The 24,441-nt window shown below is 57.2% G+C and carries 19 protein-coding genes; 9 read left to right on the top strand and 10 right to left on the bottom strand.

Features of this window, described 5'->3' with window-relative positions:
• Nucleotides 1-54 precede the first annotated feature (54 nt).
• From FCS96_RS10890 to FCS96_RS10880, 3 genes are all read right to left on the bottom strand, one after another.
• Nucleotides 55-396: a copper-binding protein gene (locus tag FCS96_RS10890; protein ID WP_138440357.1), complete on the bottom strand. Its 342-nt coding sequence runs from the start codon at nucleotides 394-396 to the stop codon at nucleotides 55-57.
• A 15-nt stretch (nucleotides 397-411) separates the two neighbouring features.
• On the bottom strand, nucleotides 412-1,908 hold the full coding sequence (locus FCS96_RS10885; RefSeq protein WP_138440356.1) for an efflux RND transporter periplasmic adaptor subunit: 1,497 nt from the start codon (nucleotides 1,906-1,908) through the stop codon (nucleotides 412-414).
• Nucleotides 1,909-1,988: 80 nt separating this feature from the next.
• A complete protein-coding gene (locus FCS96_RS10880) occupies nucleotides 1,989-2,459 on the bottom strand; it encodes a hypothetical protein (RefSeq protein ID WP_138440355.1) in 471 nt (156 codons plus the stop codon).
• 257 nt (nucleotides 2,460-2,716) lie between these two features.
• Here FCS96_RS10880 and FCS96_RS10875 point away from each other — a divergent pair, with 257 nt between their 5' ends.
• Together FCS96_RS10875 and FCS96_RS20065 are read left to right on the top strand one after the other, a co-directional pair.
• Entirely contained in the window at nucleotides 2,717-3,004 is a 288-nt protein-coding gene (locus FCS96_RS10875; protein ID WP_138440354.1) for a hypothetical protein, read from the top strand.
• Between the two features lie 149 nt (nucleotides 3,005-3,153).
• On the top strand, nucleotides 3,154-3,387 hold the full coding sequence (locus FCS96_RS20065) for a hypothetical protein (protein WP_171040738.1): 234 nt from the start codon (nucleotides 3,154-3,156) through the stop codon (nucleotides 3,385-3,387).
• A gap of 91 nt (nucleotides 3,388-3,478) precedes the next feature.
• Here FCS96_RS20065 and FCS96_RS10870 read toward each other — a convergent pair whose 3' ends face one another.
• From FCS96_RS10870 to FCS96_RS10860, 3 genes are read right to left on the bottom strand one after another with little or no spacing between them, the layout of a single operon-like run.
• Entirely contained in the window at nucleotides 3,479-5,827 is a 2,349-nt protein-coding gene (locus FCS96_RS10870; protein ID WP_138440353.1) for a heavy metal translocating P-type ATPase, read from the bottom strand.
• Nucleotides 5,820-6,047, bottom strand: a complete 228-nt coding sequence (locus FCS96_RS10865; RefSeq protein ID WP_138440352.1) for a hypothetical protein — start codon at nucleotides 6,045-6,047, stop codon at nucleotides 5,820-5,822. Before FCS96_RS10865 ends, FCS96_RS10870 begins: the two co-directional genes overlap by 8 nt.
• 30 nt (nucleotides 6,048-6,077) lie before the next feature.
• Entirely contained in the window at nucleotides 6,078-7,430 is a 1,353-nt protein-coding gene (locus FCS96_RS10860; RefSeq protein ID WP_138440351.1) for an APC family permease, read from the bottom strand.
• A gap of 346 nt (nucleotides 7,431-7,776) precedes the next feature.
• On the opposite strand from FCS96_RS10860, the gene FCS96_RS10855 reads away from it, so the two are divergent.
• Together FCS96_RS10855 and FCS96_RS10850 are read left to right on the top strand one after the other, a co-directional pair.
• Entirely contained in the window at nucleotides 7,777-8,442 is a 666-nt protein-coding gene (locus tag FCS96_RS10855) for a response regulator transcription factor (protein WP_138440350.1), read from the top strand.
• Nucleotides 8,429-9,784 (top strand): ATP-binding protein, encoded by a 1,356-nt coding sequence (locus tag FCS96_RS10850; RefSeq protein ID WP_138440436.1) that lies wholly within the window; start codon nucleotides 8,429-8,431, stop codon nucleotides 9,782-9,784. Before FCS96_RS10855 ends, FCS96_RS10850 begins: the two co-directional genes overlap by 14 nt.
• 205 nt (nucleotides 9,785-9,989) lie before the next feature.
• Here FCS96_RS10850 and FCS96_RS10845 read toward each other — a convergent pair whose 3' ends face one another.
• Nucleotides 9,990-10,535, bottom strand: coding sequence for a PEP-CTERM sorting domain-containing protein (locus FCS96_RS10845; RefSeq protein ID WP_138440349.1), 546 nt, complete (start codon nucleotides 10,533-10,535; stop codon nucleotides 9,990-9,992).
• Nucleotides 10,536-11,024: 489 nt separating this feature from the next.
• On the opposite strand from FCS96_RS10845, the gene aupA reads away from it, so the two are divergent.
• The 4 genes from aupA to FCS96_RS10825 all read left to right on the top strand — a co-directional run bounded on the left by aupA (nucleotide 11,025) and on the right by FCS96_RS10825 (nucleotide 18,628).
• Nucleotides 11,025-12,362 (top strand): alkane uptake protein AupA, encoded by a 1,338-nt coding sequence (gene aupA, locus FCS96_RS10840; protein WP_138440348.1) that lies wholly within the window; start codon nucleotides 11,025-11,027, stop codon nucleotides 12,360-12,362.
• 61 nt (nucleotides 12,363-12,423) lie between these two features.
• The gene (locus FCS96_RS10835) at nucleotides 12,424-15,693 is read left to right on the top strand and encodes an Ig-like domain-containing protein (protein ID WP_138440347.1); all 3,270 of its coding nucleotides are present in this window, start codon (nucleotides 12,424-12,426) and stop codon (nucleotides 15,691-15,693) included.
• Between the two features lie 156 nt (nucleotides 15,694-15,849).
• Nucleotides 15,850-18,144 carry a molybdopterin-dependent oxidoreductase gene (locus FCS96_RS10830; RefSeq protein ID WP_138440346.1) on the top strand — a complete coding sequence of 765 codons (2,295 nt, stop codon included), beginning with the start codon at nucleotides 15,850-15,852 and terminating at the stop codon, nucleotides 18,142-18,144.
• A gap of 19 nt (nucleotides 18,145-18,163) precedes the next feature.
• On the top strand, nucleotides 18,164-18,628 hold the full coding sequence (locus tag FCS96_RS10825; protein WP_138440345.1) for a DUF2489 domain-containing protein: 465 nt from the start codon (nucleotides 18,164-18,166) through the stop codon (nucleotides 18,626-18,628).
• A 331-nt stretch (nucleotides 18,629-18,959) separates the two neighbouring features.
• On the opposite strand, the gene FCS96_RS10820 is transcribed toward FCS96_RS10825, so the two are convergent.
• The 3 genes from FCS96_RS10820 to FCS96_RS10810 form a co-directional block, all read right to left on the bottom strand.
• A complete protein-coding gene (locus FCS96_RS10820) occupies nucleotides 18,960-20,324 on the bottom strand; it encodes an HDOD domain-containing protein (protein WP_138440344.1) in 1,365 nt (454 codons plus the stop codon).
• A gap of 83 nt (nucleotides 20,325-20,407) precedes the next feature.
• On the bottom strand, nucleotides 20,408-22,483 hold the full coding sequence (gene recG / locus FCS96_RS10815; RefSeq protein WP_138440343.1) for an ATP-dependent DNA helicase RecG: 2,076 nt from the start codon (nucleotides 22,481-22,483) through the stop codon (nucleotides 20,408-20,410).
• Between the two features lie 7 nt (nucleotides 22,484-22,490).
• Nucleotides 22,491-23,450 (bottom strand): hydrogen peroxide-inducible genes activator, encoded by a 960-nt coding sequence (locus FCS96_RS10810; RefSeq protein WP_138440342.1) that lies wholly within the window; start codon nucleotides 23,448-23,450, stop codon nucleotides 22,491-22,493.
• Between the two features lie 76 nt (nucleotides 23,451-23,526).
• Between FCS96_RS10810 and FCS96_RS10805 the strand changes: the two genes are divergently transcribed.
• Nucleotides 23,527-24,393 carry an NAD-dependent epimerase/dehydratase family protein gene (locus FCS96_RS10805; protein ID WP_138440341.1) on the top strand — a complete coding sequence of 289 codons (867 nt, stop codon included), beginning with the start codon at nucleotides 23,527-23,529 and terminating at the stop codon, nucleotides 24,391-24,393.
• Nucleotides 24,394-24,441 lie beyond the last annotated feature (48 nt).

The raw sequence follows: 24,441 nt of genomic DNA, 5'->3' as shown, positions 1-24,441 counted from the left end.
AATCCGGTTTGGTGATGGCCGGGGGCGACTACAATGGCCGCCCCCGGGCTATCGCTACTGTTTACTGATCGAAGTCACTTGCTGGCCCTTGCCAGCGGGCGTCAGGGTGAAGGCCACGGCGTCGTCCTTGCTCAGTCCGTTCAGGTCCACCTCGGAAGCCACGGAAAAGCCCATGGTCATGCTCGGCCAGTTCAGCTCAGGAATGGGCTCATGCCTCAGTGTTACTTTGCGTTTTTCGGTGCTGATCGCGGTGATCACACCCCGGCTCTGGACCGGGCCAGCGGACTCTTTGGTGTCCATGCCGGACATCGAGCCCATGTTGTTATCGGCCGCGGCCAGAGCAGGCCCCAGAGACAATCCGAACACAACAGCCGTCATCAGGGTTTTCAGTTTCATGGTTTTCTCCAGTGGTTATTGCGCGTCTTGCGCAGGTTCGATGCGTTCCACGAGATAGCCTTCCGGCGTCTCGCGGAATCCAAAGGTGACAGTCTGATCGGTGGCCAATGCACCCGTTTCGACGGATTCGGCAAGATCAAACGCCATCGTCATGGCCGGCCAGCCAAGGTCGGCTATCGGGCCGTGATCCAACGTGACTGAAGCATTCTCGGTATCCAGCTCTGTAATCCGGCCAGTGGCTTCAAACAGCTCGGGCGCAGAGTTGTCCGTATCGGTCATGCCGGTAGTGTTCTGCTTCTCGGGTTCCAGTCGCAGCATGGCGGCCTCAAGGCTGGTTTCTGAATCGATCAGGAACTGGGCAGACACCACCACCTGCTGGCCTTCTTTCAGCCCCTCGCGAATGACCACCCGTCCTCCGGCTTCCTGGCCGGTCTTGACCGGTACCGGACGAAAGTAGCCGTCACCCTCTACCAGCAACACATGCTGACTATCACTTCGCTGTATGAGTGCCGGGCGCGGGATGGTAAGCAGGTCCTCACCGATTGGAGCGTCCATGGTGAGATTCACGAACATGTTGGGGCGCAGTTCGCCATCGGGATTGGGGACGCGCACCCGAGCCCGCAGAGTCCGCATCTTCGCATCCAGCTCCGGATAGACGTAATCAATGGTGGCTTCCCAACGGGTGCCCGGCATGGATGGTGTGGCAAATTCAACGGCCTGGCCGGCCATGACCAGCCCGGACTGACGTTCGAAAAACTCGGCGATCACCCACACCGTATCGCGGCTGCCAATGGCCATGATTTCGGTATCCGGGCGCACGTACATACCCGCACGGGCGGGCAAGGCGGCCACATAGCCAGAACCGGGGGCAAACACGGTGATGCGTTCACGCACTTTTCCGGTTTTTTTCAGGTTGGCAATCTGGCTATCCGTCATGCCCAGGGCGCGCAGCTTTCCGCCGCTCGCTGTCGCCTCTGCCCCCCGCCTAAGGCGATCAGACATCAGGAATTCCTGCTGGGCATTCACCAACTCCGGTGAATAGATCTCATACAGCGGCTCACCACGGTTAACCTCTTCCCCCAGTGAGCGCACGTGCAGCACCTCGACCCAGCCGGCAATGCGGCTGTGAACGTGGATCAATTGGTCTTCATCGTCGGTGACGTAGCCCACGGTTCGGACCGGGACAGAAACCGCACCCCGGGACACCGCCTGAGTTTTAACCCCCAGATTGGCCCGGACAGCGGAGCTTATCTTCACCCCGCCGTCGTCCCTTCCGCCATTTTCCTCCGCGTAAACCGGCACCAGATCCATTCCCATGGGAGACTTGCCGGGCTTGTCACGGCGGTAGTTGGCATCCATGGGTGCAACCCAGTACAAGGGCTTACTATCAGATGATTCCTCAGCAGGGTTGCCAGAACCGGCTGACTCGGACATCGGCATGGTTTGCTGACTGGCCAGCCAGCCAAGACCAAAGCCGATAGCGATCACTATCGCCACCAGGGCAATGCGCATTGATGTTTCCTCGTTTAAAGCTTATGAGCGCACGTTCGCCGCCCACGGGGCCAACTGAACGTGCAAATTAAAGACTCAGTTCAGGCTTTTGAGGAATTGGGGGGTGGTGTGAGGGTATCGAGGATGATGCTGAGATAGCGATCGTGGGAATAAAGAGAATTGGTGCCAGAAAATGACGACGATGGTACTGCGGGATTATGGAGAAACAGAGCAGACAAGCCAGAACCACAGCTGCCGACATTTGCGGCGAAAGTACAATCCGCTGGAGCCATGTCATTGCAGGCTATAGCTTGTTGCGCAGATGCACCGTCGTTTTGAGCGCCCGCATTACAGTCACCCATATCCATCACGGACATGATCGGAGACAGCGTCTGCTCTGATTCCACAGAAACCAACCCAAAAGCAAACAAGGGATGCATCACCATTGCTAACAGTAGCAGGTGAACAACAGCTTTATGGATAACGACATGAGGCAAATTAAGTGACTCAGTTGCTTGAGGCTCCGATTTGTCGACGAACACTAAGGCTAATCTACCGCACAGGTCAAGCACTTTGTCCGCCTTTTCGCCCTGCAAGTACACTGTAGCGAGTGCAGATTTATCAAATTGGAGGCATGTACTTCACGCGCAAGTTCAACCCCAAACTTTACCCTCCCCAAAACATCATAACTTTTTTCACAAACCTAACATTTTATACTGAAAAATTTCGTTACTACTCGCAAACAAAATATTATCTATTGCATTTTTTCAGGGCCATTTCAGAAACCAATGATTAAATAGAATCGACAACCAAACAGGAGATTTCGATTATGAAAAGTCTACTTTTATTTATTGGATCAGTTACTCTTTCAACATATGCACTCGCTGGCAACATGTTATCAAGCGATAGCATGGACGCCACACGCGATGCGACTAGAGACAAGAACTCCTTTGAAAAAATCCTCAGCAATAAAGACCTGGAACGGCTACACAAAGAGATGACGCGCTACGGCATGTCTGAAATTGGCATGGAGGCGCGCCGACAAATGATCGGCACCGAGGAAGGCCACGCGTACCATAGAGCCTTGAAAAAGAAAGAGAAAAATACCGCAGGGTGAAGCCTGCGGCCAAGTTAACTCAAGGAAACGAGAGCACCATCTGTTTCAAGTTGCGAAATGTTGGTGCCCTCGACAAAGGTAAGTAAATCATACGAACCTGAAATCAGGCTGAACTACTAATCTGGTTTTATGGTGAAAAGGAGAACGTCATGAAAAAATTAGTGATTATCGCAGCAATCTCAGCTTTATTTTCAACCATGGCCTCGGCTAATTCAGGTTTGGCGGACCGTATTAATGAGGCTCGCACTTATCCCAATAAAACTGTTGAACACAAAGCAATGAAGACCTGTATGGAACAGGGTAAGGCTAGCGAAAAAATAAGTGGGGTTAAACTTCACTATAGTGAAAATAACGCAGACAACATGAGCCATAAACACTCATAAAGCCGCACGAGAGCCATTAACTGAAACAAATAACCGACCCCCGTATAAATAACGGTGGTCGGTTATCCCTAGCTACCCGAATAGACAACTGTCACCGTTTTGGCTCCAGCCGTACTACCCTCAACCGCAATGCATTCACTATTACACTAACCGATGAAAGGGACATCGCAGCCGCCGCGAAAATTGGGGAAAGCAGTACGCCAAAAAACGGATAAAGAACACCCGCTGCTATCGGAACGCCAGCGGAGTTGTACACGAAAGCAAAAAAGAGGTTCTGCCGTATATTGCGCATGGTCGCCAGGGACAACCGGCGCGCTTCGACGATACCCATCAGGTCGCCACGCAGCAGGGTAATGCCGGCACTTTCAATGGCCACATCAGTACCCGTGCCCATGGCCACACCGACATCCGCGGTTGCCAATGCAGGCGCATCATTTACGCCGTCTCCCGCCATCACCACAACACGGCCTTCGTCTTTCAGGCGCTGAACAATCTTGCCCTTGTCTTCCGGCAGGACTTCCGCCTCCACTTCATCAATATGGAGCTTGCGGGCAACTGCCTCGGCCGAGGTGCGGTTATCGCCAGTCAGCATCACCACCCGAATTCCGTCTTTCTGCAGGGCCGAAATGGCGGCCTCGGTGGTTTCCTTAACCGGATCGGCAATGGCCAACAAGCCAGCGACGTTTCCATCGACGGCGGCAAAAATCACTGTAGCGCCATCCTTGCGAAGCTCGTCGGCTTCATCGTCAAATCGTGCCGTGTCGACATTCTCTGACTCCATAAGAAGACGGTTGCCAAGCAACACCTGCTTGCCTTCAATTTGGCCGGTCACCCCCTTGCCGTTCGGGGAATCAAAGTCTTCCGCATCGGGCAGTTTCAAGCCCATGCCCTTGGCTTTGTCGAGAATGGCGTGGGCCAGTGGATGCTCACTGCCCTTTTCCAGGCCGCCGGCATAACGCATCAGATCACTGTCATTGAACCCTTTCGCCGCAACCAGCCGGGTGACCTGGGGTTTGCCCTCCGTCAAGGTGCCCGTTTTATCCACGACCACGGTGTCTACCTTCTCCATGCGCTCCAGCGCTTCCGCATCGCGGATCAACACACCACTTTGGGCACCGCGACCAACACCGACCATGATCGACATGGGCGTTGCCAGGCCCAGTGCGCAGGGGCAGGCAATAATGAGAACGCTGACCGCCGCAATCAGCCCGAACGCCATAGGTGGTGCGGGACCAAAGAATGACCAGGCGATGAAGGCGACAATGGCAATCAAAATCACCGCCGGTACAAACCAGCCTGCGACCTTGTCCGCCAGCCCCTGGATCGGTGCGCGACTGCGCTGGGCACTCGCCACCATCTGAACAATCTGGGACAGCATGGTGTCGCGGCCAACCTTGTCGGCGCGCATAATGAAGCTGCCCTGCTGGTTAATGCTGCCGCCGATCACCTGATCGCCGGATTTCTTGCTGACTGCCATAGGCTCACCAGTCACCATGGACTCATCCACGTTGGAGCTGCCCTCGAGAACCTCTCCGTCTAACGGCACTTTGTCTCCGGGGCGCACCCTCAGACGGTCACCCACTTTGACCTGATCCAGTGACACGTCAGACTCACTGCCATCGCCGTCCAGCTTTCTGGCTGTGGCGGGCGCCAGATCCAACAGTGCCTTGATGGCGCCGGAGGTTTTCTCCCGGGCTCGCAGTTCCAGTACCTGGCCTAGCAGCACCAGCACGACAATAACCGCAGCCGCCTCGAAGTAGACGGCAACTGAACCGCCTTCTTGCCGGAAGGTGTCGGGGAAGATCTGGGGGGTCAGCGTCGCCACCAGGCTATAAATCAACGCCACACCGGTGCCAATCGCAATGAGCGTAAACATGTTCAGATTGCGATTGACCACGGATTTCCAACCTCTGACAAAGAAAGGCCAGCCACACCAGGCCACAACGGGCGTTGCCAAAACCAGTTGAATCCAGTTGGACATTTGGGGAGCAACGATCTGATCAAGTCCAATTAAGTGACCACCCATCTCCAGCACCAGCACCGGCAGGGCCAGCACCAGGCCAATCCAGAACCGGCGAGTCATGTCTTGGAGCTCAGCCGAAGGACCGTCGTCCAGGCTTACTTGCTCGGGCTCCAGGGCCATACCGCAGATGGGACAATCCCCGGGCCCCTGCTGGCGAATTTCCGGATGCATCGGGCAGGTGTACATGGTGCCCGGAGCTACAGGTTCTTCCTGCTTCTGTTCTCCACTGAGGTAGTGTTTCGGGTCGCCGTCAAATTTCGATTGGCAGCGTGAGGAGCAGAAATACCAGGTTTTACCATCATGTTCGCTTCGGTGCTCCGCCGAATGCGGATCTACCGACATGCCACAAACCGGATCTTTGACTGCGTGGTCGTGGACGGAGCTGTCATGGGGGTGGGCGTGTTGAAGCTCAGCCATTAGGATCTCCCTTTTTGTCTGCCGGCCAATCCGCAAACGCAATGAAGTAAAGCAGAACAAGATTGACGATGGGTATGAGTATCAGAATGCCCATCCACCCGGGATAACCTGTGCGCTGGCATATGCGCCACGCCGGTATCACCACCACAACGGCAATCACCAGCATCCACAACCAGTGCCCCGCCCACATGGTGTTTCCAAACATGTCATTTCCCATCACGGTACTGACCTCCAAGTCGAATTCCGGTTATTAATGATGATGAGCATGAGATTCCTCGCGCCCCGTTTCACCTGCTTCTGCAGCCCTTTTCAGGAACACCTGCTCGGCCACCGCGATAACGACCATGGTGACAACTGCCACGCCAATGACAAGTGGATCAGTATTAAGCTTGACCCAGACAAAGCCACCAAGCACGAGCAGATCCAACAGAATGGCCATCGCTGGTACCCACAGATTAGCCTTCACATCTTCCCGTAAATAGCGAAGAACACCCCAATGGATTGCGATATCCATGATCAGATAGAACACAATCCCAAGCGCTGCAATTCGGGAGAGATCAAAGAAAGCCGTTAGAACCAAGCCCAGGACCACGGTATAGACCAGAGTGTGCTTCTGGATACTGCCCGGCATTCCGAAATGCCGATGAGGGACCAGCTTCATCTCGGTAAGCATGGCAAGCATGCGCGAGACCGCAAAAATGCTGGCCAGAATCCCTCCTGCGGTGGCCATCATGGCAATGGCGACCGTAAACCAGACGCCATAATCGCCCAAGGCCGGACGCGCCGCGGCCGCGAGAGAGTAGTCCTGCGTCTTGATAATTTCTGCAAGGGACAAGTTACTGGCGACGGCAAAACCAACCAGGGTGTAGAGCACCACGCAGGACGCAATGGAAATAACGATGGCGCGCCCCACGTTACGTTTGGGGTCTATCACTTCGGAACCGCTGTTGGTAATGGTGGTAAATCCCTTGAACGCCAAAATGCCGAGGGCCGTTGCCCCGAGAAAATTGCCGACGACTCCGGCCTCACCCGGGTTCGAGAAATCAACAGACAGGTTGTCAGCAATCCAGATACCCACCAGCCCAAAAACCAGAATGCCACCGATTTTCAGAATGCCGATAACAGAAGCCACCCCCTGAATCATGCGGTTACCCAGCAGATTGATCAGAAACGCGGCCAGGATCAGTGATACACCAAGAATGGGCACCATGCGCCCGCTTTCATCGCCACCGAACAGTTGCATGGTGTAGGAACCGAAAGTGCGCGCAAGAAAGCTCTGGGCGATCACCATCGAGAAATACATCAGCAAGGCATTGAAAGCCGTCGGTAACCGGTTGCCATAAGCTTTGTGAAGGTACATGCCAATGCCCCCGGCTGAGGGGTAGGCATTGGAAATTTTGATGTAGGAATAAGCGCTGAAGCCGACGATTACCGCCGCGGCCAGAAACGCCAAAGGGAAAAGAACGCCCGTCATCTGTGCCATCTGTCCGGTAAGCGCAAAGATACCGGCGCCAATCATGACACCGGTACCCAACATAACGGTCCCCGGGAGTGTGAGACTACCTTCCTGATAACTAGTGGTTCTATCGTGCTTGCTGCTCATTCAACCTCCTGTCGCTTTGAACGGCGTTTAAGACTCAACAGAAAGCCAACACCGGTATTAAAAGACCAAAAAGTCCCATAAATAGAGGTGCTTGCTTCCGTTTTACTCCAAACTGCAATTCCTTGAGCGGGGTTGGGACTCGGTCCCCCAACCCTCGCGTTCGCATGGCATTCAGTACACCATATTCCTCGAAGTTAACGTCACCGTACATTCCGGCCTGTTAAAAGGCACCGTCGCGCATTAACCTGAATTCTTGCTGAAAATATCCAACTCATTTTTCGTTCAGGCTGAGTTCAGGTTGATCGGCGACACTGCTTACCCAACTTGCTCTCGAGAAGGACAACCCGTGCGATTACTGCTCGTTGAAGACGACCATTTGCTGGCTGAGGGGTTAAGCGGCCAGCTTGGAAAAGCGGGATTCAGCGTCGACACGACGTACACGACCAGAGAAGCTATGATTCTCGGAAAACAGGAGAATTATCGAGGGGTTATTCTTGATCTTGGTCTGCCCGATGGTAACGGTCTGGAGCTTCTAAGGAGTTGGAGAAGGGACGGTATCGCCTTCCCAGTGCTCATTCTGACCGCGCGGGGCGACTGGAACGACAAAGTCGAAGGACTCAAAGCGGGAGCAGACGACTACCTGGCAAAGCCCTTTCGCACCGAAGAGCTGATCGCGCGGCTAAACGCTATTGTTCGTCGAAGTGAAGGCCGAATTCATTCGATGGTAAAAGCCGGCGGCTATGAGTTGGACGAGAACCGCCAGAGTCTGAGATCCGACGATGGCACGGAACACAGCCTGACCGGCACTGAATTTCGCCTGCTGCGCTGCCTGATGAGCCGCCCCGGCAATGTGTTCTCGAAAGAGCAATTGATAGAACAGCTCTACAATCTGAACGACACTCCGAATGAGAACGTGATTGAAGCCTACATCCGCAGATTACGAAAACTGATTGGCAACGACACCATTTCAACCCGTCGCGGCCAAGGGTACCTGTTCAATGACACTGTTTAGGAAGCCCACATCGGTTAAGGGAACTCTGCTGGTACTGCTACTTCCTGCGGGAATTGCCTTGATGGGATTTGCATGGCTGGTGCACGGTCTTCTGCTGGACCGCATGTCACGAGAATTTGTGGAGACACGGCTCAAGGATGAAGCTGCCTTCCTGGAGCACCAGATTCGTGACTCCAAGGGCCAACTGGATAGCCTACAGACCGGCGACTATTTTCAAGAAGTTTTTCACCACGCCTTCGCTATTCATACACCTTCCAGCACTATCATTTCACCGGATTCCTGGGCGCCGGTATTGATGTCGCTGATTGAAAACGGGCAAGACGGAACTCTTCGCGTGCAGGACGTCAATACAGCCGATGCGCCAGAGGATATTCTCGCCTATAGAAGATCATTTCGCGTGGGCAATACGCCCATTGTGGTGATTGTGTCCGAGGACCTGGGCGCATTAAAACGCAGTCAGGCCGAGTTGCACGCGTGGACAGCCATCGTCTCCATACTGTTGATTCTGCTGTTGGTTGTCGTGATTTGGTTCGGTATCAGTCTTTCCATGCGCCCTGTTGTCGAGCTAAAAGCCACATTGAAGAGACTCCAAGACGGCAAGGTTTCACGGATTCATGTTCAGGCACCTGAGGAATTTCGCCCGCTGGTCCAGCAACTCAACCAGCTACTCGATTCACTGGATCAGCGTCTGGAACGATCCAGGGATGCCCTGGCAAACCTCTCTCACAGCGTAAAAACCCCCATTTCGGCCGTTCGGCAGGTTCTTGAGGACACCTGCCGCCCACTCCCCGACGAACTTCGACTTCAGATGACTGCAAGACTCAATGACATCGACAAACAGCTTGAGGCCGAAATGCGACGAAGTCGCTTTGCCGGGCCACAGGTCGGGAAGAGCGCCTACCCCCTGAAGCAGGCGCGGGATCTGCTCTGGATGATGGGGCGTCTGTACCCGGAAAAATCCTTCGAATTGTCGAGCTCCCTACCGGAAGATGCCCGCTGGCCAATCGAGGAACACGACTTGAATGAAATCATGGGCAATCTCTTGGATAACGCGGGCAAATGGTCGGAACGCTGTGTGGAACTATCACTTGCGCAACACTCTGACACGTTGCAAATAGGCGTTATAGACGATGGGCCGGGAGTCGCTGAAGCCGAAATTTGCAAGCTGGGGCAAAGGGGATTGCGGCTGGACGAACAGACCCCAGGCCACGGCCTCGGGCTTGCCATTGTTAGAGAAATTGTCGAACGCTACGGTGGAATGCTTCATTTTTCCGCCGCTACTGAACGCGGACTGCAGGTGGTTGTGGACATCCCCCTCGCGATATCGACGGCCACTAATTAACCTGCCGCCTCGGACGCAGTTCATCAATCACAGACCGGTGGAAATGCTTCGCTCCCAATTCCGTTCTGTGCGAGTGATTACTAGGCAGCACTCCAACGAGCCCATTTCGTCTCTCCCTAGCTGACTTTCTCCCGCAAAGCTTCAATAAGGCCCTGATGCGAAAATGCCCCGGGCTGGCCGAGGCATTTTCTCTCCCTGAACTCTGTTACGCTTTTTTGAGTCGGCGCCTACACCCCAGTGCTGCCAAACCCAGCCCCATAAGGGCTAAGGTACCGGGTTCAGACACTTCAACGATTCCGCCTATAGGGGCAATGTGGCTGATCTCGTACTCGTCACTCGGCAAGTTGAACCCTGCCGCAATTAACGAAGTGTCGATTACCGCCCAATCCAAATTGAAGATGTTTTCGAACAGTCCGTACCATTGCGCATTCTTGATAAAGAAATACTCTGTCGGGCTAGACAGCTCGAAGGCAATCACCGAAGAACTGCCATTAACCATGACGTATAACTGATCTTCAACCTTGTCACTTTCGGTGTAGGTCGTCGGGCCCGCTAACACATTATTAATCCAGCAAAGCTCTGTGCTCGGGCTGTTTCCAACGCCACAAAAGCCTAGCGCATTCAGATCGTTTGTCTCACCGAGTAACGGATCCGCACCTCCGACATCCTCCGAACCGATCATGTAGGCATGCGCCGAACCAACCCAGGTAAACGTTAGCGCGACTATCAAAGATCTTGTAAATGCATTCATCCTCGTATCCCCCCAAAGGGACTATCAAGGCCAATTAACTCCCTGCACCATTGCAGGCCCTGGACGCGAACCACCGTCAAGACCGCTACTCAAAACATGCCGTGTGCTTATACGCGCTAGTGAATCAGAGGCATAACATAGGCCAAAAAAGCACTAACAGTGAAACTTCAAAGGGATGAACTTCAGCCCTAAAAAGCCTCGAGTACCAGTGTAAAAATTCTCGACATAGTGTGTCTGACTTTCACGGCCGGAGACGAAAATTTGGTCGCCGACAACCATAAGAAGCACCATCAAACCGTGTATTTTCTGATTTTTTAGTCAGACAATCCGTCAAAACTGATCATAAAAACACAAACCTGTGTCAAAAAAGCCAACGCCCTTATCAGACAAGCCTCATAAACTGGTCCCGAAAATAAAAAAAAGGAATATCCGTGTTCCATGAAAGGTCACGGCTTGAGCATAACAACAACGAAATAATGGAGTGTATCAATGTCTTCTACCTCCCGATTTTCAGTACGGGCGATGTCTCTGGCCGTTGCGACGGTGTCCACTGGTCTTTCCCTGTCTGCTGCTGCCAGTATGGGCAATCTTGGTACCACCTACGGTGTCATGCCGGTCGACGTTGCAACGGCGCAATCCCTGTCCATGTTCAATGACCAGGTCTCGGCCACCTACTACAACCCGGCCTACCTCACCAAGGACACCCGGGGCGAACTGACCACCGGCATCCTGCACGCTGAGCAGGAGCTGCGTTCAGCCAACCCGAACGCCAATAGCGATATCCTGTCGAACTCTCCCAGTCAGCATGTGCTGATTGGCATGAAAACCAACCTTGGCTCGCTGACCCGATCCAAGCATCCGATCTACCTCGGTTTCATCGCCGGCGTCGAGAAGTACGGCAAGGAGATGCTGGCCTTCCGATCGGAGACCACCGAAAGCGGACAGTTTCTCCAGTATGGCAAGGAGCCGCTGTTCCTGAACGTCGGCGGCGCCACCCCAATCTGGCGTGGCATCTCTGCCGGTGCTTCGGTCCGGATTACCCTGGAGGCCGCGGCCAACCTGGAGGCAGTCTCAACCCTGGGTGGCGAAACCAGTCGCGAGCGTTTGGGCGTCAAGGCCGAGCCCTCCCTAAAAACCATCTTCGGCACCAGCATGGACCTGGGAAGTACCTTCTGCCCAGATTCCCAGTGCTTCCTGCATGGTTGGGAAACCGGGCTCACTTACCGCACCAAGTCCGCGGCATCCACCGCCGTCGATTCAAACATTATCGTGACCCAGACTATTCCCGACCCAGGCCTGAGTCTCGCGGTCTCCACCATAGATTCGTTCCAGCCGGAAACCATTGCCATTGGTACCCAGTACCGGGCCGAAAACTGGCGGGTGGGCGGCTCTATCGAGCAGCAGAACTGGTCTGAACTGGAAGATGAGTTCGCCTCCGATACCGTCAAGGATCAGGAATCCCAATCGCCGGGCGACCGCATTCAGTTCGACGATATCCTCATCCCCCGGCTTGGTGCGGAGTACCAACTGAACAAGAACTTTGCGGTACGGGCCGGCGTTGCCTATGAGGAATCACCCCTCAAGACTACCCGTAATCCCGAGATCAACTACCTGGATACCGACAAGATTGTCCTCGGCCTGGGCCTGAGCGCCACTTATGATCGCACCCGGCTGCTCGCCTATCCGGTTCGACTCGACGTGGGGTATCAGTACCAACACCTCCAGGACCGGGACTTCACCCTGGTGGATTACGACGGCAATGAGACCGACGTTACCGCCGACGGCGATGTTCATGTCATTAGCGGCTCCATCACCCTGAAGTTCTGAGTGCCTGACGTTTTCAGCCTCTGAATTCCTGAGCACCTATGCTTTGAGGAGAAGACCTGCCATGAAATACAACAAGATACTGGCACTGATTCCCGCGCTTCTGCTCGCCGCCTGTGGCGGCGATGAACAGAGTGTTACCAAAACCACGCCCGGCTCAGTGATCTACTCCTACCCAGCCGATGGCCAGACCGGCGTGAGCCCGGCGGCCGATATTGTGATCCGGTTTTCCCACGCTATCACTGACACGGAAGCCGACCTGAAAGACAAGATCCGAGTCACAGACGGCAGCAGCCCGGTGGACTTCACCGTCACCAAGGTGGATGGCGGACACAGCCTTAAACTGACGCCGGCAACGGCCCTGAGCACCGGGACTGACTACACGGTGACGTTCCAGGACCCGCTGCTGGGCCAGGAAGCCAGGACCATCAGCACACCCAACGCCCGCGCCGCCGAGGGCATTCAGTTTTCCACCCGTAGCGGCTTTACCGGGATCGCAAGCCTGGACAACAGCGCCAGCGATTTTGCGGTCGCAGAAATGATTCCGGCTCCGGATAGCGAATTCCAGCCGATGAACTTCTCCACCTTCCGGCTGACGCTGACCCACCCGGTGCACCCGGCCTGGCAGGCCATGGGCGGCCAAATTCGCCTGGAAAATGCAACCGGTGAGACCGTGCCCGCCACCGTACTGGTGGATGGTCGTCGCATTACTGTCGACCCTTGCACCGTCGAAGCCCTGGAACTGTGCGGCACCAAAGACGATGCCCTCACCGCCGGCGAACGCTACACACTCCGGATTCAGGGGCTGCCAAGCCACAGCACTGGCGAAACCCTGGATTTCAGTAAGCAGTTTACTGCCCGCGAAACCGGCCCAACCGTGGTGCTGTTCCAGGAGCTGATTGACTCGGGCATGCTCGCTGGCTCCGGTGAATCCGGTGCCCGCAAGTCCCGCCTCAACGGCCAGATCATCAATGGGGTCACCCTGAATTCGGTCCTCCAGGGCATTGCCGGGCCATCCCAGCAGACAGGCGGCCTGTTCGCGGAACTGGCCTACGCGCCGTCCTTTGGCGCCGATGAACCCCTGCCCCTGCGTGTACCGAAAGGCAGCGTGCTCACCAGCAGCAGCCTGGACGTGAAGATCAATGGCAGTGTACCGGTGATCAATCCCAGCACCGGTCAGATGCAGACCACCGGCGACATCAAGGTCACCATGCTCTCGGACGCAACCGGTTACCTCAGTCCGAATCCGTACACCGACGATCTTAATGCGCCACGGCACGTTAAGCTGTTTATGGATGTTTCCATGAACACCGAGGAGGCCCAGCCCAACGCCTCGCTCTCCCAGGACCTGCTCGGGGTCGAACTGACTGGCATTGCCATTGTCCAGGATGGAGTCCTCACCATTGATGCCATCGGTGTGGTCGAGCCGGAGTTGCTGGGCCAGGAGTACACCGATTCCACCATTGCGTTCCGGATTGAGGCGGCCACCGACGCTAATTCCGCCCTGGATGCCGAGGAACTGTATGAACCCGACAGCACCAGTCCAAAGCTGGTCAGCTGGATGCCAGGTCCGACGGACGCCATTCCGGCCACCCGCCAGTCGATGCACCGACCCGGCGATCCGGTGATCCTGAATTTCGACGAACCGCTTGACGCCAGCACCATCCCCACGGGCATCACCGTGATCGAGGGAGGCACACCACTGGCCACCGGGCAGTTTGACACCAGGCTGGACGGTACCGCCGTGGTTATCAACTCCAAGGGTGGGTTCAGGCACGGGATCGACTACAGCGTTCAGATTGGTTCCGGCCTGACCGACCTGGCCGGCAATGGCGCCACGTCCCAGACCCTTGAGTTCCGCCTGCCGGATTTGGGCGACAACTCGGTGTTCACGGTGTCACCGATTGCCCTGACCACCTACCCGGGTTTCCCTTGTGTCACCACTGGTGTGGACCTGAATGCGGGAAACCACGGCCAGTGTGTGGACGATGCGCCCAATGGCCCCCGCGGGGATATCCTGCCAGTCACCAGCCTGCCGGCCGACCGGCCCATCGTGGTGGTGTTCTCCCAATCCATGGATCTCGGCTCGATCCGGGCCGGTGAAACCTTCCAGGTCGAGCAGGTGGCGGCGGACGGCAGCAGCCTCGGCGCCGTCGGTGGACGACTGGAGAAGAACAATCAGCGCATTCGTTTTTACCCCGATCAGCCCTGGGAATCCGGAGCCTTCTACCGCTATACCCTGGCGTCGTCCACCTCCAAGGATGACTGCGCCAACGCGGTCTGCTCGGAATCCGGATACCCGTTGCAAACGGACCTGCTGGTCGATCCCGGTGACGAACGCGATGCGCCGTCGAATGTCGACATCGGTGGTCCGGACATGACCATCTACTTTGAAGGGGCAGCCCCCGCTCAAACAGTATTCACCCCGCTGCGCAACCTGCCCATCCGGGATGTGAATTCGAATTACGTCGTCGACTGCCCCACCCCGGGTGACACCACCTGTCTTGAGCCGTTCGATCATGAAAGCAATGGCAATGGCGGATACAAACCCTCGGCCAACGCGGCGGCACTAGCGGTACAAAATCAGACGGCGACGGTTCTGGGCGCGGACGCTGGCGCCAGTGTCGGTTGCAACGACGATGAGGTGTGTCCGGAAGCCAAGTTCATCTACCAGACCTATGGCCTGAACACAGAAGTCACAGGGCCGGCGGTGGATGAAGAGACCGGCAAACAAGGCGTGGGCGTTTTGCTGTACCCCACCATGCTGGCGACAACCTCCGCCACGGTGGTACTGGATGGTCTTGGTGACCAGGTCACCGGCCCCCAGATCCTACGGATGCGGTACGCCAAAGACGATCCAGGCTGCGAAGAGAATTGTGCCCGCAGCGGCCTCATTCCGGGCATTATTATTGAGGGCGAGGATGGACGACCCGTGTTCAAAACCCGGGCTGAGCTGACTCTGGACGCGCCGAACCTGCACGTGCCGCTGGAAGGCGTGCTGCAACACAACCTCTACTCCTACCCGTTCACGCTCGAGCTGGCCGGACCGATCACCTTCTTCGATGACGGGCGCATGCAAATTGAGCAGCGCAATACCAACGTTCCGGAGATCGAGGTGCTGGTGACCACCGAGGATGCCATTTCCAGGGCCATTATCGATTTCACCTCCTGCATCGGTGGCCTCCTGACCGGCAACCCTGACGCCTGTGGTGCACTGCTTGACGAAACCACCGCATCCACGGGAGCCGTTCAAATCCCTCTGCAGATCCCGGAACAGGGGGTCTACCTGAACTTCATCTCCGACCCGGTAAAGGAAATTCCTGCCCAGCAGTAAACTCAGGCCTTTACCCTTTCAGGCCAGCCTCCTGGGCTGGCCTTTTTTTGTGGCCACACCTGGGCAGGCGGCTTTTCCCATCCCAGGGCTTTCCTGCTAATCTCGATTCAACCCCAATCGCTACAACAATAAGATCCCGCCAGAAGAGAGGGCTCCATGGAAAACGGTATCCATTACCGCACCTGCCACCTGTGCGAAGCCATGTGCGGCGTCGCCATTGAAGTCAGCAACGGGAAAATCACCTCCATCAAGGGCGATGAGGATGATCCGTTAAGTCAGGGCTATATCTGCCCCAAGGCGGTCGCCTTGCAGGATCTGCACAATGACCCAGACCGGTTGCGCAAACCCGTGCGCCGCACGGACACTGGCTGGCAGGAAATGGAATGGGACGCAGCCTTCGATCTGGTGGCCCAAAAATTACATCAAACGCGGTCCGAATTCGGCCGCAACAGCATTGGCGTCTATCTGGGTAACCCCAACGTTCACAACCACGGCTCCCTCGTCTCTACCCTGCCATTCCTGCGCGCCATCGGCAGCCAAAACCGGTTCTCGGCCACCTCCAACGATCAGCTACCCCACATGCTTGCCAGCCTGGAGATGTTCGGCCATCAGATACTGTTCCCGATTCCGGATATCGACCACACCGACCTGTTTATCTGTATTGGCGCCAATCCCATGGCCTCCAATGGCAGCCTGATGACGGTCCCCGATTTCCGGGGACGGATCAAGCGTCTGCAAGGCCGCGGCGGCCGGCTCATCGTGGTCGATCCACGGTGCACCGAAACCGGCAAACTGGCCGACGAATTCCATTTCATCAGGCCCGGCAGTGACGCCTTGCTGCTAATGGCCATGGTGAACACTCTGTTTGCCGAAGACCTGGTCGAGCTGGGGCCAGCTGAGCATCTCGCCAAAGATGCTGACCTGTTACGCCTGGCGGCACTGGCGTTTACCCCGGAAGCGGTCAGCGACCACACGGGCATCACAGCCCAAACCATCCGCCAGCTCACCCGCCAGTTGGCCAATACTCCAAAGGCCGTTCTGTACAGCCGGATGGGCACCAGTACCCAGCGCTTTGGTGGCCTGGCAACCTGGTTGGCCTACTGCCTGAACATCCTCACCGGTAAACTCGACACGCCCGGCGCCATGCTGTTTACCCAGCCCGCCATTGATCTGGTAAGCCTGGGTGCCCTCGGGGGGCAAAGCGGCCATTTCGGCACCCGCCACAGCCGGGTAAAGGGCCTGCCGGAGTTTGGTGGTGAGTATCCGGCCAGCACCATGGCCGATGAAGTACTGACACCCGGCGAGGGCCAGATCCGGGCGTTCGTAACCGTAGCCGGCAACCCGGTGCTGTCGAGCCCCAACGGCACCCGCCTGGAAAAGGCTTTCTCCGGACTCGATTTCATGGTGTCGGTGGATTACTACCTGAACGAAACCACGCGCCACGCCGATGTCATCCTGCCGCCGACCGCGGCCCTGGAGCGTAGCCATTACGATCTGATATTCAGTATGTTCGCGGTACGGAACGTCGCCAAGTACAGCGAGCCTCTGTTTGACGCCGGCCCGGACAGCCGCCACGACTGGCAAATCCTGCTAGAGCTGGCCCACCGGCTCGAGAAACACCGACATGGCGGCCACCTGCCCTTACGTTCGGAACTTGGGTGGCGCACCTTCAAACAGATCGGACCTGACCCGATTCTGGACCTGCTACTGCGATCCGGTCCCTATGGCACCGATGGCGGCCGAGTCCGAGGCTTGGTGCAGCCGGCGGTGGACCTGATACTCGACATATTGCCCGAGCGCCACCCTGTCCGTGCACTCACCAAACTCAGCCCGCTGAACCGCAACTGGCAGGCGCTGCCAAAGGGTTTGTCGCTAGCAGCGTTGCGGGAGATTCCCAGTGGCGTGGATCTGGGCCCGCTGCAGCCGTCTTTGCCCGACCGCCTGTTTACCAAAGATGGCATGATTCACCTTGCACCACGACGCTACCTTAGAGATGTCGATCGCCTGCACAGCTTCCTGAAGGAACCGGTCAACACCGAGTTGTTGCTGATCGGGCGACGCCACATCCGCAGCAACAACTCCTGGATGCACAACAGTCGGCGACTGGTCAAAGGTAAAGACCGCTGCACGCTGATGATTAACCCCAAGGACGCCAGCCGGTTGGGCCTGCAAGCGGGCAACTCCGCACAGATCAGTACGAACATCGGCACCATCGTACTCCCGGTAGAAATCTCCGAGAATCTGATGCCCGGTGTGGTCTCTATTCCCCACGGATGGGGCCATGATCGCACGGGCACTGGGCAAGCGGTGGCAACCGAGCACGCCGGGGCCAGCATCAATGACGTGCTCAGTGACGAGCAGATTGATCCGCTGGTGGGAACCTCCGTATTGAATGGGCAGGCCGTAACTGTCAAAGTCTGGCGGCCTGATCGCCAACGCAAGCAAGCCTGATCGAGACGAGGAGAAGAGAATGCCCCAGTGGCTGCAGTGGACCCTGATTATTATCGGCGTGATTGTCATCGCCTTGCTGCTGTTTTTTATCCGACGCCAAGCCAATACCCTGTCTGAAGGCCGCCGCCGCCAGGAAAAAGCGGACGCATTCAATCAGAAGCGACGCGACGATATGATCTCCAGCATCCGGGTGATTGCCATGGCCGTGGAGTCGGACCAGGTTGAGTATTCCGAGGCGTGTCTGCGCTTAAAGGGCTTGCTTGATCACGTGGCGCCGGAACTGTTGGAGCAGCCGCCGTTTTCGGTGTTTCAGGACGTACACGAGAAGCTCAAGCACATGCCGACGCACCAGGCCCGGCAGGCCACCGATACCCGCTTTGTGGAAAAGATGGATATCGAGCGATTCGAGGTGGAAAAGGTTCATGCAGAAGAAATAAAACGGGCCGCAACCGCCATTCGCCACCACCCTTTCGACCCGAGCTGAATGTCGCGCCGGTGACAGAGAGGCACACACCGAGGTTTGTAATTTTTTCGTGGAAACATGAGTAAATGAGCCTGAATGTTTGGTCATTGAATCAACGGGTTAGGATGAATAACAAACAGCGACGAGCCTCTCATAGTGTCCAATCCAAAGCCGAAGACTTTTCTTTTTTCCCCCTTAGACTAAATTATAGATAGGGCGCTGCCTTAATCTGCGACGGCAACGGTCCTTTGTTGTTTTCTCCTGATAAGTTTGGACGACTCTGCAACAAGCGGGTGAGCTTGCCGGCCTTAGGGCCGGCTCTTTTTTGGCGGGGAAAAGGGAAGGCAGGAACTCAGGGACTCATCATCCCGGCCATGGCCATGATGCTGTCCTTACTGCTGACCAGCTCATCAAACTGCGCCTCGACCGCGTCCCGATCCAGTCCCAATTCGTCATAGCATGACTGCGGCACCGCTTCACCCGCGCCCAGCGCTACACCGCGAGTGGTCAACAGCTGACGTCCCAGCCAGAGCAGCTTGGCATAAACCTGGCAATCGCCATCGTAGGCCGGGTTCTTCTGGAATCGAATGGCCAGGGTGACCTCATCGGGCATGCCCCAGTTTTCCATCAGCTGCGCTGCAATCTGTTCCCGGGTAATGCCCAGCAGGTAATGTTCGGTCACCGAGGAATCAATGCAAGGATTTACCTCCAGCGAACGGCAAACCAGCTTGAAGTGAGGCGGAAACACCTGGGCCAACACCAGATGACCAAAGTTGTGCAGCAACCCGGCCAAGTAGGCCAGACCGAAATACGGCCGTTGGCCCCGCGGCATCATGCTGGCGAGCACCCCGGCTGACTGGGCCTGCCAGATCGCCTGCTGCCAGTAATCGACGTAGCCTTCCGGATGATCTTGGGGTTGTTTCAGCGCACGGCCCAGAGACAGGCCCATGGCCAGGTTCATCACCAGGTCAAAGCCCAGCACCCGGGACACCGCATCATGGACGGATCGCACTTGCCCGGCCGCAGCATAAAACGAGGAGGAGGCCCAGCTAACCACTTGCGCCGCCAGACTGGGATCGCTTTCGACAATGTCCACCAGATCGCCCATGACCGCATTCGGGTTCACTCGCAGATGAATAATTCGCTGTGCAGTCTCCGGCAGCGGGGGCAATTCAAGGGTGTCTTCCAGACGCTGTTGAATGCGTACGCTGGTAAATTTCTTGAGTGCGGTATGAAGCTGTTCCCGGTCCCGCTCGTTGTCATCGAGATTAACCTCAATGGATTGCGGGTCTGTAGTAAAGCTCCAGCGCTCGGCATTGCTGGTCAGAGCCCGGAAGTCGGCACCTGGCATGACCATCGCGAGATTGTGTTCTTCCAGCTCCAGGGCGACAGCGGACAGATCGTCGACCCGGCTATCGACAACGGTCGGCCAACCGGTCAGAGACGGCAGGGCCGGCAGTTCACTCAAGCCAGCCCTCTCGCGGACGCGCAACTGTTCTCGGCGTTTCATCAGCCGGAAATCGCGACCGAGACGCTTGTTCAACTCTTCAAGGTTGATCAGGTCACGTTTCCGGCAAATCACCTGGAGGTTACCCGCCGCGTCACTCAACAAGGCCATGCGCAGAAGTTCTTCGCCGTTGGCCTGGTTTGCGTTGCGGAGCGACACGCCCGAAGCTGAAGCCCCAAGTGCCTGCTGAACTGCTGCAGGTAGTTCCATAGAGTCTGCTCCTGATTATTGCTAAAGGCCGACACGCGGCTTTTTCTTGAGGAGTCCGAATCAGTATAGGGCAAGGACCGCCGTCACACGTCTCCATAACGAATCTTTTCGCCAAGCCACCGGCGGATCAGCGCCTCGACCCGCCGCCGGTCACTCATCAACGCGGGCGCCATTTCCCGCACCGGCTCAATCCAGCCCTTATCCCGTTCAAAGTCCGCCAACCGGAATTGCATCATGCCGGTCTGCCGGGTACCCAACACCTCGCCTGGGCCACGGATCTCAAGATCTTTTTCGGCAATGAAGAAGCCGTCCTGACTGTCCCGTAGCGCCTGCAGTCTCGCTTTACCGTTATTAGACAGAGGTGGGTGGTACATCAGCACACAAAAACTGGCCTGCTCGCCTCGCCCTACTCGCCCTCGCAACTGGTGCAACTGCGCCAGCCCCAGGCGTTCCGGGTTTTCAATGATGATCAGGGACGCATTCGGCACATCCACCCCAACCTCAATAACCGTGGTCGCCACCAGCAGATCCAGCTCACCATTCTTGAACTGCTCCATCACCGCAGCTTTTTCTACGGCTTTCAGGCGACCATGAACCAGCCCCACCTTGAGATCTGGCAGCCGTTCCGTCAACTCCTGTGCGGTCACTTCCGCGGCCTGACACTGCAACGCCTCCGATTCCTCAATCAGGGTACATACCCAATAGGCCTGACGCCCCTCCGTACAAGCGCTGCGGACGCGACCGATGACGTCCTCGCGACGGCTGTCCGGAATGACGATTGTCTCGATGGGTTTGCGACCGGGAGGCAGCTCGTCAATCACCGAGGTATCCAGATCGGCGTAGGCGCTCATGGCGAGTGTTCTGGGGATCGGAGTCGCGGTCATGATCAACTGGTGCGGCGCAAGCGAGCCGCCTACCCCTTTCTCCCGCAACGCCAGACGCTGATGCACACCGAATCGGTGTTGTTCATCGACAATCACCAGCGCCAGACGATCAAACACCACGTCATTCTGGAACAGCGCGTGTGTACCAATAACCACTCCGGCCACCCCAGACTGGACCTTTTCCAACGCCTGCTGTCGCGCTTTGCCTTTCACCTTTCCGGACAGCCACGCCAGTTGGATACCCAGTGGCTCAAGCCAGCCGCGGAAGTTCTGGTAATGCTGTTCAGCGAGGATTTCGGTCGGCGCCATCAGCGCGACCTGAGCCCCCGCGGCAATCGCTTGCAGGGCCGCCAACGCGGCCACCACCGTCTTACCGGAACCGACGTCGCCCTGAACCAGTCGCAACATGGGCAGCGGCTGACTCAGATCCTGTCGGATATCGGTCATCACGTGGCGCTGGGCCCCGGTCAGTTGGAAGGGTAAGGAGTCGAGAAATTGATCGGGCAGATCGCCGGTGGGCAACAGCGGCAGCGCTTCCCGGGCCTGGATCTGTTCCCTCACCTGCAGCAGGCTGAGCTGATGCGCCAGTAACTCTTCCATCACCAGCCGCTGCTGGGCGGGATGCCGGCCTTCCATCAACAAATGCACCGGCGCGTCGACAGGAGGTGAATGCACCAGTTGAACCGCCTCGCCAATGCCCGGCAACTGGTAATCCGCCAGCAGCGACGACGGCAGCCAGTCCCGGATCGGATAACGCTGCAGGTAACCCAGCGCCTGCTGGCACAATGCCCGCACGCGGGGTTGCTGGATACCCTCGGTGAGCGGATAGACGGGCGTCAGCGTAGCCTGACCTTCGGCCGGCATCGGCGGTGGATCGATCTGGTATTCGGGGTGATAGAACTCGTAACCGGCCCGACCGGGGCGGACCTCACCAAAACAGCGAACCCGAGCGCCCTGGGTGAGCTGATTTTTCTGGGCGGCGTTGAAGTGGAAAAACCGCATCACCAAAAAGCCGCTGTTGTCCTTAAGGGTGACCTGCAGACTGCGGCGGCGCCCCATCACCAGGTCGGCCTTCATGACCTCCCCTTCGACCACGGCAACGTCGCCAATCCGGAGACTGCCCATAGCCACCACCCGGGTGCGGTCCTCGTACCGGTGCGGCAGGTGAAACAGCAGGTCCTGAAGCGAGGCAATGCCCAGCTTGCCAAGCTTCTCGGCCAGGGCGTTGCCTACGCCCTTGAGCTGGGTAACCGATATGTCGTCCAGCGATGCCATGCAGGACTCAGGCGCTCTCGGCCACTGCCGGCGTGTCGGTCTTGGCTTTCTCGATGACCCGGCACTGGCTGGCAGCCAGCGACAACATATCGATGGCCTTGGGCCGCGGGAAGGTCACCCGCCAGGCCAACGCGACCGTACGGAAGGGGACCGGCGGGGCAAAACGCCGCACCGCCAGGATGTCTTCGTGGTACTGCATGGCGGTCGCCGCCGACAATGGCAGTACCGTGATGCCCAGCCCTGACGCTACCATGTGACGAATGGTTTCCAGCGAACTGCCCTCGGTCACCAGCGCCGGCGAGTCAACATCGACACGCCGGGTTACGGCTTCAACCAGGGGCGGGCAGGATTCCAGCACCTGATCCCGGAAACAGTGCCCCGGCCCCAGCAACAGCAGCTGTTCCTTGGCCAATTCTTCGGCGGTCAGCTGATCCTTCTTGGCCAGCGGGTGTTCGGCCGGCAACAACACCACGAAGGGCTCGTCATACAGTGGCAAGGTTACCACCTCGGGTTCTTCGAACGGCAGCGCTATGATGATGGCATCCAGCTCGGACTGGCGCAGCTTCTGACGCAGTGTGGCGGTATAGTTCTCTTCAATGTACAGAGGCATCTCCGGCGCCGCTCGCCGAAGCTCCGGCAGGAGGTGGGGGAACAGGTAGGGGCCGATGGTGTAGATGGCCCCCACCTTCAGTGCCGAATTCAGCTGATTCTTACCATCCTGGGCCATGTCCTTGATCACCCCGACCTGGTCCAGCACCCGTTGCGCCTGCTCAATGATCCGTTGACCGGTTTCGGTGACCCGGATACTGCTTTTACTCCGTTCAAACAGCGGAATACCCAACTCGTCTTCAAGCTTCTTGACGGCCACACTGAGTGTCGGCTGGCTGACATGGCAGCGCTCGGCAGCACGGCCAAAATGCCTTTCGCGGGCAAGCGTAACGACGTATCGTAACTCGGTGAGAGTCATGGTGAGCTCCGGTCAGGTGGATGCGGGGCAATGGTTCACTAATTTATGGGTTTAAGCATAAGGATTGAGATTGTCTATGGCAATGACTGAACGCACCAACACGCCCCGCATTCTGGTGGCCGGCTGTGGCAAACTCGGGGGCGCCATTGCCAGCCTGCTCAGGGACTCGGCAACCGTGTTCGGATTGCGCCGAAATCCGGCTCAGGTTCCGGCTGGTATCCAGGGAGTGAAAGCCGATCTGATGGCACCAGAGTCCCTCGACAAAGCGGTGCCGGACAACCTCGACGTCATTGTCTACTGCCTGACCCCCGCCAGTTACGACGAACAGGGCTACCGGGATGCCTACGTCAACGGGCTCTCAAACCTACTGGACGTGGTCAAAGGCCAGCCATTGGCACGTCTTGTCTTCATCAGCAGCACCAGTGTCTACTCCCAGAATGATGACAGCTGGGTCGACGAAACCAGCCCGGCACAGCCACGGCGCTTTAGTGGTGAGCAGATCCTGGCAGGCGAGCGCACGGCCCTGGATAGTGGGCATCCGGCGACTATTGTAAGGTTCAGCGGTATTTACGGCCCCACCCGGCAACGATTCCTGGATGAGGTTATCGCGGGCCGGATGGCACCCAAAAATCCAGCGCCGTTCACCAACCGAATTCATGAAGACGATGCCGCCCGGGTAGTCCAGCATCTGGTGCTGAAGGCACTGGCGGGCGAGCCCGTGGAGCCACTCTACATCGCCAGTGACAGCGAACCGGTGCGACTGGATGAGGTAGTGAAGTGGGTACAGGCGCACACCGACTGTGCGTCACCGGTCGACGACGCCAGAACCGGCGGACGCGCGGGCAGCAAACGGTGCAGCAACCAGCGCCTGCTGGAGAGTGGTTTCGAGTTCCAGTTCCCGGACTTTCGGGCCGGCTACCGGGCCATGATCGCCGGGCGATAGCGGGGCGACAGGCGCAAAAAAGGCGGCCGAAGCCGCCTTTTTCTCACT

Source organism: Marinobacter alexandrii, from assembly GCF_005871205.1.
GTDB lineage: Bacteria > Pseudomonadota > Gammaproteobacteria > Pseudomonadales > Oleiphilaceae > Marinobacter > Marinobacter alexandrii.
Note: the sequence above shows the minus strand (reverse complement) of the source record. Positions and strands in the feature narration are given on the sequence as shown.